Origin of the sequence: Porphyromonas gingivalis ATCC 33277 (genome assembly GCF_000010505.1) — a bacterium.
GTDB classification, from domain to species: domain Bacteria; phylum Bacteroidota; class Bacteroidia; order Bacteroidales; family Porphyromonadaceae; genus Porphyromonas; species Porphyromonas gingivalis.
The window spans coordinates 1,730,039-1,747,817 of the sequence record NC_010729.1; the positions used below are offsets into that span (position 1 = coordinate 1,730,039).

Consider the following 17,779-nt stretch of genomic DNA (forward strand, 5'->3'; position numbering starts at 1 on the left):
GGAAAACTGAACGGGCACAAAACTAAAAGAACAGGGCATGTCAAATAAGCAGAATGAAGCACGAATCTGTATTTTCCGGCAAATGGATGAGCAAATAAATACCTTTGTGATGAACAAGAAAGACGAAAGAATAAGACAATACAGAGGCAATACATCGGAATGAAAAAAAGAATACTACAGATCATCATACTGCTATCGGTATCGATCGTTCAGGGATTTGCTGCCGGTGTGGAAAGACTGTCGGTGCCAAGCGCGTCGATGAATAAGGAGATCCCTGTACTCGTAGTGCTTCCGGATATAGCCTTGGCGAGCGAGGGCGGAGATTGCCCCGTGGTGTACCTGCTGCATGGCTATGGCGGAAATGCCGAAACATGGCTAACCGTTAAGCCGGACCTCCCGCAGATAGCAGATCAAAAAGGGATCATCTTCGTTTGTCCCGATGCACAGAATAGCTGGTATTGGGATAGTCCGGTCGATTCGGCCTTTCGCTACGAGACGTTTGTCGCTTCCGAGTTGGTCGGATATATAGACTTGCACTACAAAACCATTGCAGAGAGAAAGGGGCGAGCTATCGCCGGACTCAGCATGGGTGGGCACGGCGCCTTATGGATCGCCTTTCGGCATCAGGACGCGTTCGGAGCCTGTGGGAGCATGAGCGGTTGTGCGGATATTCGTCCCTTTCCGAACAACTGGGAGATAAGCAGACGGCTTGGCTCTTTCGCCGAGAATCCGAAGCTATGGGACGAGTACACTGTGATCAACAACCTCGACAGCTTGAGAGGGGCCGCACTTGCTATCCTAATAGATTGCGGAGTGGAGGATTTCTTTCTGGATGTCAACAAAGAGCTGCATGCCTCACTTCTGGCAAGGCAAATCGATCATGATTTTACCATCCGCCCGGGAGGGCACAACAGAGCTTATTGGCACAATGCCATAGATTATCAGATCTTATTTTTCGAAAAATACTTCCGCCGGCACATCGAATCTCAGGTAGAATAAGATCAAAAAAGAATATCGGCAAAGGCCGCTACCTCTCAATTCGCAAGAGCCATGCACTTGGTGCCGGGGAGCAGGAGAAGATCGTCCAAAGAATAAACACGCCGTCCTGCCACTGAGATGGACGGCCGGATCGGCAGCAAAGAATCCGCTCTGAGCAAAGCGGCAGCAACCAACTCGGTACAATACAGCTCGGCATCGGAGGCCGAATCAAAAGCAAAATCGAAAGGAACTTGACGTTCGCGATAGTCGAGAGCAGCTCTGACAAAGTGCAACAGGACGGAATCAGGAAGATGGAGACGATAGATACCTGCACGCCGCGAATGTGCAAGGAATGACGAAAGGGATTCCAAGGCGACTCCTCCATGTCCACTGCTCGGATCTTCTTCGGTATGGACTACCGAGCAACTATCCGTACCGGCATAAAGAACGATGCCGATATGGCTATATTCTTGTGCCGAAGAGGCCTTTTTCCTGAAAAGACCGGAATACCACGAAGTGCCTAAGCGACAGATGAGGTCGCCATCGCGCAATTCCGTTCCTTCGGGGAAGGCAGGTACAAAAAACCTTTCTTTCCTGCCCTGCGAGCATGCACTCAGACAGAGCAGAAAAGAAAGGGAGAGAATGCACCGGGTAACGAATGCATTAAGACGTAAAACCGTAAATCCGAAGGGATGCTTATTTCCCGATCGCTTCATCGACAAGCCATTTGTTGTCGATATTCACCACATGAACCGTGGTTGTATCATCTTCGAAATCCAGATAGGTGACCCAAGCTTCCTTCTCCACAATACTATCCTTGATAAAGGTAAACTTGTAGTTTGGTTTGGCCTCTCCGCCCAAAGCACCATACAGATCGACAAGCTTATTGGTGCGTTCCGTGCAATACTTCTTAGCCTCTTCATATTTCTGTTTGGCCATGTTCTCCGAGAAGTTCTTTACAGCATCTTTCGGGCCGGACGATGAACAGCCGGCCATCAGGGCAGCGGCAAACAATGCCGCTCCGATTTTCCATCTTTTCATATTAGAATTTTTACTTTTTAAGTATCAGTTGCTTAGCAAAGATAGCGAATATCCCTATCTCCTCATTCGTGCAGGTGACAATAATCGTCCGAAAAAAGGCCGAAAGGAGAGACAAGGCCGGTAAAATGTGGAGCCGGAATCAGGAGAAACATGGTTCCAAAAAATCTGAAAAATCGAACCAAAACAAAAACTTTTACGCTCGGGAATTTTTTTCTTTTGGCGCGAGTTCCAAAAAATTCCCGAACCATGTTTTTAGGGATGTGTTTTGATTGTTTTTCGGCGCATGAAAAGGAAAAATGGTCAGCTTCCCCCTTCCTCTTCGCTCTTTTTCGTTCCCCCCATGATACAACAGGGGGCGCAGAGTTTTCGGATCGGACGGATTCGATCGGGAACTAAATCCGGCCGATTCTGTTTAACCATATGAGACGAAAACCTGTCGAATGGTGCCAATATGCAATCATGAATGTACCCTTTGAACAGAATCATCAACTTAAAAACAGTCAATTATGAAGACAAAAAGACTTTTTCTACTAGCGATCATTGCACTATGCAGCATTCATGCATCAATGGGGCTTGACCTCCAAAAACGAGTAAAAGGGAATGAGCAATTCGCCTCTGAAGAGCGTTTGGCAGAGCCTTTCAACAGCCTTTCGGCATCAGGCAGCATTGATATTCAGATCGAATACTCCCCCATACAGGCACCCCTCCGAATAGAAGCTGAGTCGAACATCATACCACTAATCAATACAACGGTAAAGAAAGGTGTCCTGAACATCGAATTCGAAAAAAAACGTTCCATATCGCCTAATGCTGCAGTGCGAGTTATCGTCAGTGTGCCGGAAATACAATCAGTCACACTGGGCGGTAGTGGCAATTTGATTTTCGGTTCCGGTTTCAACCAGCCCACCCTGAAAGTAACCATTAACGGTAGTGGCAGTATAAACTTCATCGATACAAAAGCGGCACAACTGGACATCGTACTCAATGGTAGCGGTGACCTTCGCGGCAGCATTTTTGCTCATAAGGATATACGCATGAACCTGAAAGGATCAGGCAATATCACTCTTTCCATAGACGAAACCAAGACAATTCGAGCTAATATGAAAGGAAGTGGAGGTATTAAGCTGACAGGAAAAGCTTCGAACACGATACTGAGAAATTCGGGAAGCGGGATGTTCGACTGCCAAAGCCTGACGACTGACCATGCCGACATAAAAATGAGCGGAAGCGGAGGCGGCCGCCTCAGTGTAACGAAGAAAATCAGCGTCAATCTATCAGGATCCGCCGGTTTCACCTGCCATGGAAAGGCTAAAATAGGTTCTTATAAAATAGGACGCTCTTCTTCATTCAGTATGCAACCGTAAGCGGTTCCACATCTTAAGCCAATAAATATTTCCCTTTTTCGTAAACGAAGAAAAGACAGAAGAACCGAGAAGAGTCGAGTTGCAGCTTTTGCTTCCCGACTCTTCTTTTTTAGCTCTCAATGCGATTGAACGGAGGAGTGATTTCCCTCTTTCGAACGTAATGCTTTTGCGCCCATTCGAGTGAGAGTTCGAGAAAAAACGGTTTGAGATGTAACATTTCGGGGACTTGTTCGTCTTACTGATAGAACGACTAATAGAACGACTAACAAGAAACCAATCAATCATGTGGACAAAAAGACTCCTTTTCCTCGTGCTCGCGGCAGCAAGTATCAGTTTTGCATCTGCCCAAATAATCTCATGGAAACGCATCAAGGGTAACGGTAAAGTACAGACAGAAGAGCGGCGTATAGGTCAATTCGATCGCCTGATCGTAAAGGGCAGCATGGATGTGAATATACAGCAAAGCACGTCGGGACAAGCATTGACGATAGAGGCCGAATCCAACATCCTCCCTCTGGTCGAGACAGTAGTAGAAGGCGGTACTCTGGTAATCAAAATGAAGCCATCGCTATCTATCTCTATCAATAAAGGTGTCCGGATCAGGATAACTACTCCCCAACTGTCAGAAGCAGAGCTACACGGAAGCGGTGATATTACATTTGCCGGAAGATTCCGTCTGCGATCTCTTAGGATCGAACTCTCCGGAAGCGGTGACATCACTTTTGCCAATGCCACGATAGCCAATGATCTGAACGTCAGCCTTAGAGGTAGTGGCGACATACGGGGCAATATCCTTACCGGCAGGAATGCAACTCTCTCGCTGGCCGGTTCGGGCGACATAGACCTTTCGCTCGGTCATCCTCAGAGAGTGGAAGCCGGTATCAGCGGAAGCGGAGATATAAAGATAAAGGGACAAACAGCCTTTGCCGCGCTGAAATGCAGCGGAAGCGGAGACCTCGAATGCCGTAACCTGTCGGCCCAACAAGCTGACGTAAGGATCAGTGGCAGCGGAGATGGCAAGCTGGCTGTTACCGAAAAGCTGGATATCAACCTGTCCGGATCAGCCGGCCTTGTCTGCTATGGCAAACCTGTCATCGGTACACACAAAGTCAGCCGTTCTTCCTCTTTCCGAATGGTTCCTTAAATCCAACGACAGCATAGATTAGAACTTTTCATAGACGCGAGTAGCAATAGGGCGAGACATTCCATCAGAGAGAATGTACTCGCCCTTGCTACATTTGAGAAGGAAACCGGAGGTCTTACGCGGCCTCCATAAATGAATTTTGACACAGCCCCGCGATCAATCGTGGATCCTTTCCCCCGACTCAATTTGTTTGTATTTCATCTCGGCATAAAAATGGAACTTTTAATTGCATTTATAGGTAGGGTGTGCAAATGCGCAATGGTAGTTTTTATGTTTGGGAGAAAGTCGGAAAATAGTTACTTTTGTTTTTATGCATAACGATTGCTTTTGCCCATTTGATGGGCGAAAACAAATATGATCACAGTAAAGACAATGAACGAATTCAAAAAATACGCGACCCGACATATCGGGTTGAATGCACAGGCCTTGGACGACTATACCAGAATCCAAAGCAGCTACATCTCTCCGACCATTATCGAAGAACGCCAGTTGAACGTTGCACAAATGGATGTGTTCTCACGTCTAATGATGGATCGGATCATCTTCCTTGGCACTCAGATCGACGATTACACGGCCAATGTCATTCAAGCACAGCTTCTTTATCTCGATAGTGCCGACCCCGGTAAAGATATTTCCATCTATCTGAATTCACCCGGCGGATCTGTTTATGCCGGTTATGGCATATACGATACGATGCAGTATATAGGGTGCGATGTGGCCACTATCTGTACGGGCATGGCCGCGTCTATGGCATCAGTGCTGCTCGTAGCAGGAACGAAAGGCAAACGCTTTGCTTTGCCTCATTCCCGCGTGATGATACATCAGCCGCTTGGTGGTATGCAGGGGCAGGCCAGCGATTTGGAGATCGCAGCTCGCGAGATTCTGCGCGTCAAAAAAGAGCTTTACACGATTATCTCTTCTCACAGTGGAAAGCCCGTCAAGCAGGTCGAAAAAGATAGTGATCGGGACTATTGGATGACAGCCCCCGAAGCATTGGAGTACGGGATGATAGATAAAATCCTCGAAAAGAATCGAAAGTAGCCCTCTCGTTACCCAAAGGGGGACTGTATATTTCTCATGGCAAAGAAAAAGGACGAAGAATACTGTAGTTTTTGTGGCATGCCGAGAACGCAGGTAAACCTGATGCTCGAAGGAGTCCATGCTCATATCTGCGATGAATGTGCCCTCCGTGCAGGAGAGGTGGTTCGAGAAGCGTTGCAAAAATTCAAATCGGAAGAGACGAACAATCTGAAGAGAGAGGACTTGCCTCGGCCTATAGAGATCAAGGAATTTCTCGATTCGTATGTTATCGGGCAGGATGATGCCAAACGTTTTCTTTCTGTCGCTGTATACAATCATTACAAACGATTGCTCCAGCAAGAGGACAGCGATGGCGTAGAGATCGAGAAAAGCAATATTATTATGGTCGGTCCCACGGGAACCGGCAAGACACTCTTGGCTCGTACGATAGCCAAAATGCTCCATGTTCCTTTCGCCGTAGTCGACGCTACGGTACTGACCGAAGCCGGCTATGTGGGGGAAGACATTGAGAGTATTCTCACCAGACTTTTGCAGGCCGCAGACTACGATGTCAAACAGGCCGAGAGAGGGATTGTCTTTATCGATGAGATAGACAAGATAGCCCGTAAGAGTGATAATCCTTCGATTACGCGTGATGTCAGTGGCGAAGGAGTACAGCAAGGTTTGCTCAAACTTCTGGAAGGTTCTATCGTAAATGTTCCTCCTCAAGGCGGTCGCAAACATCCGGAGCAGAAGATGATTCCGGTGGACACGAGGCATATTCTCTTCGTTTGTGCCGGAGCTTTCGACGGCATAGAGAAGAAAATTGCTCAGCGACTCAATACTCGTGTTGTGGGTTATACTGCCGGATTGCAAAACAGGCATATCGATCGTGAGAATATGCTTCGCTATATTCGTCCGCAGGATTTGAAATCTTTTGGGCTGATTCCTGAAATCATCGGTCGTTTGCCTATTTTGACCCATTTGGAGCCGTTAGATCGGGATGCCCTCAGAAATATCATGACGGAGCCCAAGAATGCCATTACCAAGCAATACGAAAAACTGTTTGCCATGGATGGCATCAAGGTTTCTTTTACATCCGATATGCTTGATTTCGTCGTTGATAAAGCTATCGAATTCAAATTGGGTGCACGTGGACTACGCTCCATCGTAGAGACGATCATGATGGATGCGATGTTCACGATGCCATCAGGTAAGAAAAAGACTTTGGTCGTGGACAAAGCTTATGCAGAAGCTCATTTGAATATTGACGATTTGCTACAAGATCAATAATAGGAGTACCCACAAGAGAATCTAACCCCAAGGAGTTGCTACCCGGAGTGTAGAGTGACACCTGACAAGTGTTGTATTATGGACATTGTTCTGGCCGAAAAATTACAGCGGCATTTTGGATTTGACCGATTCAAAGGCAATCAGGAGGCTATCATAAGAAATGTATTAGCCGAACGAAACACTTTTGTGCTGATGCCTACGGGAGGTGGGAAATCCCTATGCTACCAATTGCCGGCCATGCTCATGACCGGCACGACCATCGTAGTCTCTCCCCTTATCGCTCTGATGAAGAATCAGGTGGATGCCATGCGTAGCTTCAGTGCCAAGGATGGGGTCGCTCACTTTATGAATTCTTCTTTGAATAAGACACAGCTCGAACGTGTTAAGAATGATGTACGTGATGGACTTACCAAGCTGTTGTACGTCGCTCCCGAATCATTGACAAAAGAAGAAAACATTGCTTTTCTGCGTGAAATAGATATTTCGTTTTACGCTATAGACGAAGCCCATTGCATATCGGAATGGGGGCATGACTTCAGACCCGAATACAGACGGATTCGTCCTATCATCAATGAGATAGGGCCCCGATCGATCATCGCTTTGACAGCCACGGCTACCCCGAAAGTACAGCATGATATTCAAAAGAATCTTGGTTTGATGGATGCCGATGTATTCAAATCGTCTTTCAATCGTCCCAATCTTTTTTATCATATACGTCCTAAAACACAGGACGTAGATCGTGACGTAGTCAAATACATCCTATCCCAGCCGGGAAAGAGCGGTATTGTCTATTGCATGAGTCGAAATAAAGTAACTACTTTTGCCCAGGTTTTGCAGGCCAATGGGATCAAAGCCCTTCCCTATCATGCGGGACTTGACGCCGGAGAGCGAGCGAGCAATCAGGATGCTTTTCTGAATGAAGAGATAAGCGTGATCGTTGCCACCATTGCTTTTGGGATGGGTATTGACAAGCCGGATGTTCGCTACGTCATTCACTATGATATGCCCAAAAGCTTGGAAGGGTATTATCAGGAAACGGGGCGTGCCGGTCGAGATGGAGGAGAAGGCGAATGTATTGCATTCTATCGCCCCAAAGACCTGCAACGTTTAGAGAAATTCATGCAAGGCAAGCCCATATCCGAGCAGGAAATCGGGCGTCAGCTATTGGCCGAGACTGCAGCATTTGCGGAGAGCAGAGTGTGTAGGCGCAAGCTGCTTCTCCACTATTTTGGAGAGGACTATACTCAGGAAAACTGCGGTGCATGTGATAATTGTACGAGTACGTATAAGCAAGTGGAAGCAAAGGAACTATTGTTAAACGTTTTGGAAACAGTTTCTGCTTTGAAGGAACAGTTCAAAACGGAGTATGTCGTTAATGTATTGATGGGCGAATTGACTCCTGATATAGAGTCATTCGGACATCAGGATTTAGAGGTCTTCGGTATCGGAAGCGATGAAACCGAGACAACATGGACAGCCGTCATCAGACAAGCACTGCTTTCCGGCTATTTGAGTCGGGACATCGAAAATTATGGTCTGCTGAAAGTGACAGCCAAAGGCAAGAAGTTTGCCCTCAAACCTGTTTCTTTCAAGATCGTCGATGAGAACGAAGAGGACGAGGATGACGATGCTCCTAAGGTGGGAGGGCGAGGTTCCGGTGGGGCCATGGATCCGGTCCTGTTCGCCATGATGAAAGACCTCAGAAAGAAATTGGGAGCATCTCTCAAGTTGCCTCCCTACGTTATCTTCCAAGATCCCTCATTGGAGGCTATGGCTACGTTCTATCCCGTTACGATCGAAGAGCTGCAGAATATTCCCGGCGTGGGTGTCGGCAAGGCTACTCGCTATGGGAAAGAATTCCTCGATCTGATCCGTCGTCACGTAGAGGAAAACGAGATCGAACGTCCGGAGGATATGCGTGTACGTACACTCGCCAACAAATCGAAGATGAAAGTCTCCATCGTTCAGCAAATCGATCGTAAAGTAGCTTTGGACGATATAGCGGTGAGCCATGGATTGGATTTTCCGGAATTGCTGTCAGAAGTCGAGACGATAGTCTACTCCGGTACTCGAATCAATATCGACTACTTCATCAACGAGGTCATGGACGAGGATCATTTGGAAGATATATTCGAGTATTTCAAAGAATCCACGACAGACTCTTTGGAGGAGGCTATGCAAGAACTCGGTAAGGACTATTCGGAGGAAGAGATTCGTTTGGTACGGATCAAGTTCTTATCCGAAATGGCAAACTAATGCATCAGTTTATGATGCTATAATACGGTACGAAAGATGAAAAAGAATGGAATGCGCATCTGCATAATCATGTTGTCGTTGCTCTTCTGGGCACTCCCCTCAATGGGACAGAAGAACGTGATCGACGAAGTCGTATGGATGGTGGGAGACGAACCGATTCTGCGCTCAGACATAGAGGCTACCAAACGTTTTTTGCTCAGTTCGGGACGCCCTCTTGAAGGGAATGCAGACTGCTATATTCCTGAGCAGATTGCCGTCCAAAAGCTTTTTCTCAATCAAGCCAAGATAGACAGTATCGAAGTCAATGAGGCAGATGTAAACCGGTATGTGGATATGTATCTGGCCGATTATATCCAGCAGTTCGGCTCCAAAGAAAAGATGGAAGAATACTTCAATCGGAAGTACACACAGATACGCGAAGAACAACGTGTAGAGGTTCGGAATAGTGAGATCGTTCGCATGATGCGAAAAAAAATCGATGAAAACGTAAAGGTTACTCCTTCTGAAATTCGTCAGTACTTTGCATCGCTTCCTCAGGATAGTTTGCCCTATATCCCTACAACTGTGGAGGTACAATTACTTGCCATCAAGCCGGTAATCTCTCTGCATGAAACGGATGCTATCAAGAAGAGATTGCGCGAATTCTCGGATGAGATCAATGAAGGACGACGCGATTTCACTACGCTGGCTCGTTTGTACTCCGAAGACTCCAAGACTGCTTTACAGGGTGGCGAATACGGCTTTGTCAGCAAGGCTTCGCTGGATGCGGAGTTTGCTCGCGTGGTTTTTTCACTTACTGATACGAAGCGTGTTTCCCCGATCATTAAAACCGACGACGGCTATCATATCGTTCAGCTCATAGAGAAACGAGGCGATGTGATCAATTTCCGACAGATCGTACTCAAACCCAAAGTATCTGATGCTGCCTTGACGGAAACTACAAACAAGCTGGATAGCTTGTACTCCCTGATAAAAGGAAATAAGCTGACCTTTGAAAAAGCCGTTGCCCAATACTCTGAAGATAACGATACGCGCAACAATCAGGGACTTATGGTCAATAAGCTCCAGCAGAGCGATTTTTATAGTTCCTCCCGCTTCAAGTACGAAGAGTTGCCACAAGACATCAGCCGAGTTGTCTACAATATGAAGCCCGGTGAAGTTTCCAAGCCTTTTATTCTCAAAACGGACAAAGGTAATGAGGAGGTTGTCATCGTAAAGATCAAAAATCTGATCGAAGGACACCGAGCCAACATGAACTCCGATTTCCAAACGATCAAGGCCTTAGCCCTAAACAAAAAGAAAGAAGGAGTTGTCGATGCATGGATAAGAAAGAAGCAAAAAGAAACTTATATCCACATCGAACCTGCCTACCGCAACTGTCAGTTCCGCTATCCGGGCTGGCTTGAAGACAGACAATAATTCGGGGTGGAAAGAAAATCTCTTTGGAGAGAGAGCTTCTTTCTGTCTCGAGTACAAATAGATGAGAAAGGGAGAAAAACGAGAATCTCGGCTCGGTAGCCGACAACTGGGGGCGATAATTCTGATCGTCACTCTCTCTTTTTCTGCCCTTGCCTCTCTCCAAGGTCCCCCTCCCAAAGGGAGTAAGGGGAAAACGCATGTCATCCTCGAACATGCCGATGAACTCCGTTACGACAGACTCTACAACCCCGATGTACAGCGTCTGCTTGGCAATGTCGTGATCAAGCATGAAGGAGCTGTGATGCGCTGCGACAGCGCTCATCTTAATCAGGAAGAGAACACTTTCGAAGCATTCGGCCAAGTTTCCATGCAGCAGGGTGACACCGTATCCATGTTCGCCCGCTATCTCCATTATGATGGAAACATCAAATACGCTCGTCTTCGCCATGAAGTGCGACTGGAAAATCGTTCGGCTACTCTCTTTACGGATAGTTTGGATTATGACCGGGTTATGAACCTGGGCTACTATTTCGAAGGTGGTAGCATAGTCGACTCTCTCAATACGCTGACTTCCAGCTATGGAGAATATTCTCCCACCACATCCGATGCCATCTTCCGAGATAATGTCCATTTGGAAAATAAGGACTATACCATGGACACGGAAGAACTTCATTATAATACAGATACCAAGATCAGTCACATATTGGGGCCTACGGAGATGAGATCGGACTCCGGCTATATCGTTTCTACGCGAGGAGTGTACGATTCGAACACCGATGTAGGTATTTTGCTGGATCGCTCCATCGTTTATTCCTCTAACGGGGCAAAGCAATTGACGGGGGATTCGATCTTTTACGACCGTCGTACCGGTTTTGGCGAAGCCTTCGGCAATATGATCCTCACCGATACGATGAACCGTTCTTCTCTTTATGGGGAGTATGGTTATTACGATGAGAAGAAAGACTATGCTTTTGCCACCCAACGATCTTATATGATCGACTTTTCCAAACCCGACACCTTGTGGGCAGCAGCCGACACGCTTGAGATGATCACGCAGCGTCGCGTCCCCGAGGATAGGCGGATAGCACGCGGGTACAGACATGTACGGGTCTATCGAACTGATGTCCAAGCCATTGCCGACTCTATGCAGTACGACTCTCGCGATTCTCTGCTCTACCTTTATGACAACCCCATTATGTGGAATGAAGACTCCCAGTTGAGCGGCGATACGATCCGATTCAAATTCCGCAACGACAGTCTGGACTATGCCGATGTGCTTACCAAGGCTCTTGCCGTTCGGCGGATAGATTCCGTCATGTATGACCAGCTGGCCGGCAGACATATCAGAGCCTATATGCAGGACAGCCTTGTACGCCAGATACAGGTGCATGGCAATGCCGAAGTCATCCAATACGAACAGCACAAACGATCGAAACGCTGGTATCTGATGAATCGAATCGAAGCTCCCTCTATAATTGCCGATTTCGAAGAAGGCCAACTCAAGAAAGTACTCTTGCGTGGAGTGGCATCGGGCAAAGGCTACCCGATCAAAATGCTCACGCCCGATCTTCAACGCTTGGCCTCTTTTCGATGGGAGGAGGCTGTCAGGCCGAAATCGAAGGAGGATCTTTTCCGCAGGCAGCCGGATTCCGTCTTGCAGGTGCATCGATCGCTGTCCGATTTGCGACGCTTTAGCGGTGCTTTGGCAGCCCTTCGTGCTTACACGGCTCTGGCCGAAGAGGAGAGAAAAGACTCATTGGCAATCGCTGCCCTACAGACCGACTCCATTCCTCCGACACCTGCAGCCGGCAAAGAGGCTACCGATCCTACAGACCGGCTCTCTCCTTATATTGCCCGACCTACTACGGACACCAAAGAGGAAGGCTTCTTCGATCTTTTCTTCACTCCATTCATCTTTAATAGAGAAAAACTATGGGATTAGGATCATTCTATAAACAGCGTAAGCCCCGGTCTTTTGACCACAAACCTATCTATTACGATCAGCGACGCGATGAGTTGGAGAAACGTATCGAACGCATTAGACGCGAAGTAGAACAGGAGGAGCAAGCAGAGCTGGACGGACAGTCTTCATCACACGACTACTCCGGCTATCGCCCTCGTATACGCGGAACATTTGTGGAAGGTACCCAGCATCTGAAGGAGCGACAGCTGCAAGGCGAGACACAATCCACTCGCTCGGGACGAACACTCCGCACGTTGGCTTTGCTCATAGCCGTTTGTTTGCTATCGTGGTTGGTTTTTAAGGTCATCTTATGAGCGACGTCATACGCCTCCTGCCGGACAGTATCGCCAATCAAATTGCTGCCGGTGAAGTAATCCAACGTCCGGCCTCGGTCGTCAAGGAGCTATTGGAAAACGCATTGGATGCCGGCGCATCCATTATCAGGCTGGATGTCAGGGAAGCCGGTCGCGAATTGATACGCGTCACAGACAACGGCAAGGGTATGAGCCAAAGCGATGCCCGAATGGCTTTCGAGCGACATGCCACTTCCAAGATAGCTTCTTTTCAGGATCTGTTCAGCCTTCGGACGATGGGTTTTCGAGGTGAAGCCCTGGCTTCGATTGCAGCCGTTGCACAAGTAGAACTCCTAACCCGAAGGGCTGAAGATGAATTGGGTACGCGCCTTACCATCAATGGTTCCGAAGTAGGCGAAGTGGCTACTGTCACCTCTCCACAGGGCTGTATTCTTTGTGTGAAGAACCTCTTCTACAATGTACCGGCACGTCGAAAATTCCTCAAATCGAATGAAACGGAATTTCGGCATATCCTGACCGAATACGAACGGGTGGCTTTGGTCAATCCGCAAGTCGCTTTTTCTATCTACCATTCGGGTGAGCTGGTGCAGGATCTGCCTCCTTCTCCTCTGAAGAAAAGAATCCTCGATGTATTCGGGAAGAGAATGGAGAAAGATCTGATACCCATCGGGATAAAAAGCCCCATAACCAATATATCCGGCTTCGTGGGGCGCCCCGATGGTGCTCGCAAACGAGGTGCCCTGCAATACTTCTTCGTGAACGGACGCTTCATGCGTCATCCTTACTTCCACAAAGCCGTGATGGCTGCCTATGAGGCGATCATTCCTCAGGGAACAATGCCCAATTACTTCCTGTATTTCGATCTTGAACCCTCCCAGATCGATGTCAATATCCACCCGACCAAAACTGAAATCAAGTTCTCCGACGAACAGGCTATTTTCAAACTCATCGGTGTAGTCATTCGTGAAGCACTCAGCTCCAGCAATGCAGTACCGGCCATTGACTTCGACCGCAAAGAACTGATCGACATCCCGGCCTATCAAGGCCCGGGGAAAAACGTAGTTCGTCCGCCCGTAGATCTGGATCCATCGTATAATCCCTTCAAAGAAACCGGACTGACGGAGCCTATCCGCAGTTCGCGGCGTCAATCGCCGGATATGGGCTGGAACGAACTCTTCAAGCAGTTCGAAGCCAAGCGAGATGCCGAGAAGATGGCAGAACCACCGATCCGCTCGGAAGGACTGTTCGCCTCGACCGATTTTACTCCCTCTGCCGTATCTGCGACTCCCTCCACCGATATGCTCTGCTATGTCCATCGCGGCCGTTATCTGGTGACTACTCTGAGTAGGGGTTTGGCTTTGGTCGATTTCCACCGCGCACACAAGCGTATTCTTTACGATCGTTTCATGGCCGACGAATCAAGACGTCATATCGAACAGCAACAACTGCTCTTCCCCGAACTCCTCGAATTCAATCCGTCGGATGCTTCTGCCGTGAAGGCAGCTGTGGACGAACTCCAATCTGTCGGGTTCGATTTGTCGCCCCTCGGTGTCTCTTCCTATTCGCTGCTGGCAGCACCTGTACAAATCATAGACTGTGCGGCAGATGTCGTGCGGGATGTCATCCATACTACACTCGAAGATGGCAGATCATCGCATGAACAAATGCTCGAACTGATTGCCACCCAAATAGCCGAGTATCAAGCCATCCCTTGTGGCAAGACACCGACAGCAGAAGAGGCCAGCGATCTCTTGGCCGAGCTTTTTGCTTCGAACGACTCCACCTATACGCCGGACGGCAAGCTCATCGTCAGTATCATCGAAGAGGCAGATATAGCGCGCCGCTTCGAGTAGGCAGCATCTCTCATACCATTTCTTACCCTTCAGTCGCTCGCCCTTTCCTAAGGGATGGTCGTAGTGAAATGCCTAAATTGAATTAACCGAAGTATCTGTCCGGCATAAGTGCATTGTGGAGAAGGGGAAGAGATTGCCAAACAGGCAAACATCTCCTCCCCCCAATCGACAAAAAACCCTCTTTAGATACTCCGGTATTTTTCTCAGAAACTACCGCTTTGGGTGTGTTGAAAAATAAGTCTTACCCGAGGAAGCTCACGGCCTCTTTATCTCTACCTTTTCGGTTGTTGTTTTATTTCCACCGACTACTTTAATCAAGTAGACTCCGTCATTGAGACGTGAAACATCGATTTCCGTTTTCTCTGAATGAGTCTCTTTCCTTAATATGCAAATTCCCAGCGCATTATACAACTCGATTGTCGACTTGCTCCGACTCAATCCCTCTATCCTTACCACATACGATGCCGGATTAGGATATATTTTCAAGCTTGTATCAGATTGAATATTATCCAAGGATGTGATAGAATAGTTCAGCTTATCGCAAACCGATTGGGACTCGATATTGTCGTTATAAACGGCAGTGACACAATATTCCACTTCCACCTGACCGTCTCGTGAAGAATAAGTCTCATCGATATACTCCAAAACAGTCGGGTCTTGTATGTGAACAAGGAGCGAGCCGTTTGCATAGATATTGTAGCCGGTAAGCTGCAATGGTTTTTTATCATCAGTCTTATCGGGTTCGTAGCCGTTAGGATAATTCCATTTCAGGCGACCCTTGTTATTCTCAATAAGCGAGACAACGAAATCAGTAACAGGCTCGGGAACAGTCTCAGTAGAACGATAAACCGTAATGTCATCCAAGAGCAAGAAAAACATATCGGTGCAATCATAATGCCGCCAGGCAATATATTTTGTTCCTGCAGGCAATGTAATAGTTCGCTCATACCATGCACCGTTAGCCTTAGCGGTCATTGTCTCTTCGAACAAGAGGACAAAATCTTCAACAGCAGTTCCCGTAGTAGAAACCATCACAGCATAATGCTCAGCCGAATAAACAGCATCTCGCGCACTTACCCAATACTTGACAAGCTTGGCTCCTTCGAGTCTGGGTGTAACCAAATAGTTATCCGGAGTTAAAACGCCAATCATCGGTAAGTACGAAGGGGATGCAATACACTTCTCACTGTCATGTCCATACATAGTCCAAGGATAATAGTCCCAATTAACATTGTCGCCATCAGCATCAATCAACAACCAGCCTTCAGGAATACTTCCGGCCTCAAAGCCTTCATATAAGATAATGTCCGATTGAGAATCATAAATCAGCTTATCGCAAACCGATTGGGACTCGATATTGTCGTTATAAACGGCAGTGACACAATATTCCACTTCCACCTGACCGTCTCGTGAAGAATAAGTCTCATCGATATACTCCAAAACAGTCGGGTCTTGTATGTGAACAAGGAGCGAGCCGTTTGCATAGATATTGTAGCCGGCAAGCTGCAATGGGTCTTTATCATCAGTCTTATCGGGTTCGTAGCCGTTAGGATAATTCCATTTCAAGCGTCCCTTGTTATTCTCAATAAGCGAGACAACGAAATCGGTAACAGGTTCGGGCTCTGATGCAGGAGTCCCGAATACAGTGATATCGTCCAACTTCAAGAAATATATATCGGTACAGTTGTAGTGCCGCCATGCGATGTACTTAGTCCCTTCAGGTAAGTTGATGGTTCTTTCATACCATGCGCCGGTCGGCTTCGCTGTCATGGTTTCTTCGAACAATATGACGAAATCTCCGACAGCAGTCCCCGTTGTCGAAGCCATCACCGCATAATGTTCCGCTGCCCAATTGGCATCCTGCGTGCTTACCCAGTACTTGACACGTTTGGCTCCTTCAACCTTGGGGGTAATCAGATAGTTGTCGGGAGTCACCGGGCCTATACCCGGAACATAAGAAGCCGACAAGGAGCAATGGCCTCCATTATGGCCGGGAAAAGCGTCGTATGCATTCAAATAGTGTCCCCAGCTAAATCCATCTCCATCAGCGTCTATCACAAGCCAACCATTGGGAACAGGTCCATTCTCAAAATTTTCATAAAGGATGGCATCCGTGGCGTAATGCAGCGTGCCACATACGGTCGAAGATTCTATGCTTTCATCGTAAACGGCTGTAACGCAGTACTCCACTTGCAAGGGATTGTCTCGCAAAGAGTAAGTGCTGTCCACATACTCCAGTATGGAGACATCTTTTATTTGTGCCAGTAGTGTACCGTTCGCATAGATGTTGTAGCCGCTAAGCTGCAACTCTTCATTCCCCTTTCCTTCCGGCTGATAATCCTCCGGATAGTTCCAAGTCAATCGTCCCACATTCTGACCGATATTGATTACTGTGAAGTCGGTAGCAGGTTCGGGCCCTTCGATCGACCTATACACAGTGACATCATCCAATTTCAAGAATTCTGTGTGTGAGTCGGTGACTTTGTAATGTCGCCATGCAATATATTTGGTCCCTTCTGGTAAGTCCACGATTCGTCTACGCCATACAAGAGGAGTCGGTTTCCCTGTTATGGAATCATCAAACAACAAAACAAAGTCTTCAATGGCAGTCCCCGTTGTCGATACCATTACTGCGTAATGTTCCGGATTGGTACTATACTGATTGCATACCCAGTACTTGACCCGTTTGGCTCCTTCTATATTGGGTGTAATCAGATAGTTGCCCGCTGTTGAGATACCGGAACGTATATGGGAGTAGGTGCAAAGGCCATTGTGTCCGTAAGGTACAGAGAAAGAGCCTGATGGGCTTCCCCAAGTGGCACCATCAGCATCAGCATCTATCTCAAGCCAGCCATTGGGAACAGGTCCATTCTCAAAACTTTCATATAAGATAGTATCCGGTTGAGCCGGAGTAGCCACACAGGATGCGTTCATGCCTGAGATCTCTTGAGCAGTCGGATTCGTGATCGCTGCCCACGAGAGCAAAATCGTTAGAAATGCTCTAAAAACAATACTTTTCATCATGATAGCCATTATTTGATTCGTAAATTCTTTTCGATCTATTAATCTCTTGGTCTATAATAGAAGCGCATATACCAGCCTTTCATTAGAGGGTAATAAGCGTCAGACTAATT

At 47.5% G+C, this 17,779-nt stretch carries 13 protein-coding genes; 10 read left to right on the plus strand and 3 right to left on the minus strand.

Features of this window, described 5'->3' with window-relative positions; translation table 11 throughout:
• Positions 1 to 159: 159 nt before the first annotated feature.
• A complete protein-coding gene (locus tag PGN_RS07355) occupies positions 160 to 999 on the plus strand; it encodes an alpha/beta hydrolase (RefSeq protein ID WP_012458360.1) in 840 nt (279 codons plus the stop codon).
• A 35-nt stretch (positions 1,000 to 1,034) separates the two neighbouring features.
• Here PGN_RS07355 and PGN_RS07360 read toward each other — a convergent pair whose 3' ends face one another.
• Both PGN_RS07360 and PGN_RS07365 read right to left on the minus strand, forming a co-directional pair.
• Positions 1,035 to 1,694 carry a YiiX/YebB-like N1pC/P60 family cysteine hydrolase gene (locus PGN_RS07360; protein WP_012458361.1) on the minus strand — a complete coding sequence of 220 codons (660 nt, stop codon included), beginning with the start codon at positions 1,692 to 1,694 and terminating at the stop codon, positions 1,035 to 1,037.
• Complete coding sequence (locus PGN_RS07365; RefSeq protein ID WP_012458362.1) at positions 1,675 to 2,019, minus strand: hypothetical protein; 345 nt, start codon at positions 2,017 to 2,019, stop codon at positions 1,675 to 1,677. Before PGN_RS07365 ends, PGN_RS07360 begins: the two co-directional genes overlap by 20 nt.
• A 506-nt stretch (positions 2,020 to 2,525) precedes the next feature.
• Here PGN_RS07365 and PGN_RS07375 point away from each other — a divergent pair.
• The 9 genes from PGN_RS07375 to mutL all read left to right on the plus strand — a co-directional run bounded on the left by PGN_RS07375 (position 2,526) and on the right by mutL (position 14,645).
• On the plus strand, positions 2,526 to 3,383 hold the full coding sequence (locus tag PGN_RS07375; RefSeq protein ID WP_012458365.1) for a head GIN domain-containing protein: 858 nt from the start codon (positions 2,526 to 2,528) through the stop codon (positions 3,381 to 3,383).
• 283 nt (positions 3,384 to 3,666) lie between these two features.
• Positions 3,667 to 4,527, plus strand: a complete 861-nt coding sequence (locus PGN_RS07380) for a head GIN domain-containing protein (RefSeq protein ID WP_012458366.1) — start codon at positions 3,667 to 3,669, stop codon at positions 4,525 to 4,527.
• Positions 4,528 to 4,899: 372 nt separating this feature from the next.
• Positions 4,900 to 5,568 (plus strand): ATP-dependent Clp endopeptidase proteolytic subunit ClpP, encoded by a 669-nt coding sequence (gene clpP / locus PGN_RS07385; protein ID WP_012458367.1) that lies wholly within the window; start codon positions 4,900 to 4,902, stop codon positions 5,566 to 5,568.
• A 36-nt stretch (positions 5,569 to 5,604) separates the two neighbouring features.
• Complete coding sequence (gene clpX / locus PGN_RS07390) at positions 5,605 to 6,840, plus strand: ATP-dependent Clp protease ATP-binding subunit ClpX (protein ID WP_005873798.1); 1,236 nt, start codon at positions 5,605 to 5,607, stop codon at positions 6,838 to 6,840.
• A gap of 78 nt (positions 6,841 to 6,918) precedes the next feature.
• On the plus strand, positions 6,919 to 9,096 hold the full coding sequence (gene recQ, locus PGN_RS07395; RefSeq protein ID WP_012458368.1) for a DNA helicase RecQ: 2,178 nt from the start codon (positions 6,919 to 6,921) through the stop codon (positions 9,094 to 9,096).
• A gap of 36 nt (positions 9,097 to 9,132) precedes the next feature.
• Positions 9,133 to 10,515: a peptidylprolyl isomerase gene (locus PGN_RS07400; RefSeq protein ID WP_012458369.1), complete on the plus strand. Its 1,383-nt coding sequence runs from the start codon at positions 9,133 to 9,135 to the stop codon at positions 10,513 to 10,515.
• 61 nt (positions 10,516 to 10,576) lie between these two features.
• The gene (locus tag PGN_RS07405; protein WP_012458370.1) at positions 10,577 to 12,457 is read left to right on the plus strand and encodes an OstA-like protein; all 1,881 of its coding nucleotides are present in this window, start codon (positions 10,577 to 10,579) and stop codon (positions 12,455 to 12,457) included.
• Entirely contained in the window at positions 12,448 to 12,792 is a 345-nt protein-coding gene (locus tag PGN_RS07410) for a hypothetical protein (protein ID WP_005873824.1), read from the plus strand. Before PGN_RS07405 ends, PGN_RS07410 begins: the two co-directional genes overlap by 10 nt.
• On the plus strand, positions 12,789 to 14,645 hold the full coding sequence (mutL, locus tag PGN_RS07415; protein ID WP_012458371.1) for a DNA mismatch repair endonuclease MutL: 1,857 nt from the start codon (positions 12,789 to 12,791) through the stop codon (positions 14,643 to 14,645). Before PGN_RS07410 ends, mutL begins: the two co-directional genes overlap by 4 nt.
• Before the next feature lie 255 nt (positions 14,646 to 14,900).
• On the opposite strand, the gene PGN_RS07420 is transcribed toward mutL, so the two are convergent.
• Entirely contained in the window at positions 14,901 to 17,666 is a 2,766-nt protein-coding gene (locus PGN_RS07420) for a T9SS-dependent choice-of-anchor J family protein (protein ID WP_231845236.1), read from the minus strand.
• Positions 17,667 to 17,779: the final 113 nt, after the last annotated feature.

Coding starts and splice junctions, on each gene's coding strand:
- PGN_RS07355 (WP_012458360.1), top strand. CDS start 160: ATGAAAAAAAGAATACTACAGATCATCATACTGCTATCGGTATCGATC.
- PGN_RS07360 (WP_012458361.1), bottom strand. CDS start 1,694: ATGAAGCGATCGGGAAATAAGCATCCCTTCGGATTTACGGTTTTACGT.
- PGN_RS07365 (WP_012458362.1), bottom strand. CDS start 2,019: ATGAAAAGATGGAAAATCGGAGCGGCATTGTTTGCCGCTGCCCTGATG.
- PGN_RS07375 (WP_012458365.1), top strand. CDS start 2,526: ATGAAGACAAAAAGACTTTTTCTACTAGCGATCATTGCACTATGCAGC.
- PGN_RS07380 (WP_012458366.1), top strand. CDS start 3,667: ATGTGGACAAAAAGACTCCTTTTCCTCGTGCTCGCGGCAGCAAGTATC.
- clpP (WP_012458367.1), top strand. CDS start 4,900: ATGAACGAATTCAAAAAATACGCGACCCGACATATCGGGTTGAATGCA.
- clpX (WP_005873798.1), top strand. CDS start 5,605: ATGGCAAAGAAAAAGGACGAAGAATACTGTAGTTTTTGTGGCATGCCG.
- recQ (WP_012458368.1), top strand. CDS start 6,919: ATGGACATTGTTCTGGCCGAAAAATTACAGCGGCATTTTGGATTTGAC.
- PGN_RS07400 (WP_012458369.1), top strand. CDS start 9,133: ATGAAAAAGAATGGAATGCGCATCTGCATAATCATGTTGTCGTTGCTC.
- PGN_RS07405 (WP_012458370.1), top strand. CDS start 10,577: ATGAGAAAGGGAGAAAAACGAGAATCTCGGCTCGGTAGCCGACAACTG.
- PGN_RS07410 (WP_005873824.1), top strand. CDS start 12,448: ATGGGATTAGGATCATTCTATAAACAGCGTAAGCCCCGGTCTTTTGAC.
- mutL (WP_012458371.1), top strand. CDS start 12,789: ATGAGCGACGTCATACGCCTCCTGCCGGACAGTATCGCCAATCAAATT.
- PGN_RS07420 (WP_231845236.1), bottom strand. CDS start 17,666: ATGAAAAGTATTGTTTTTAGAGCATTTCTAACGATTTTGCTCTCGTGG.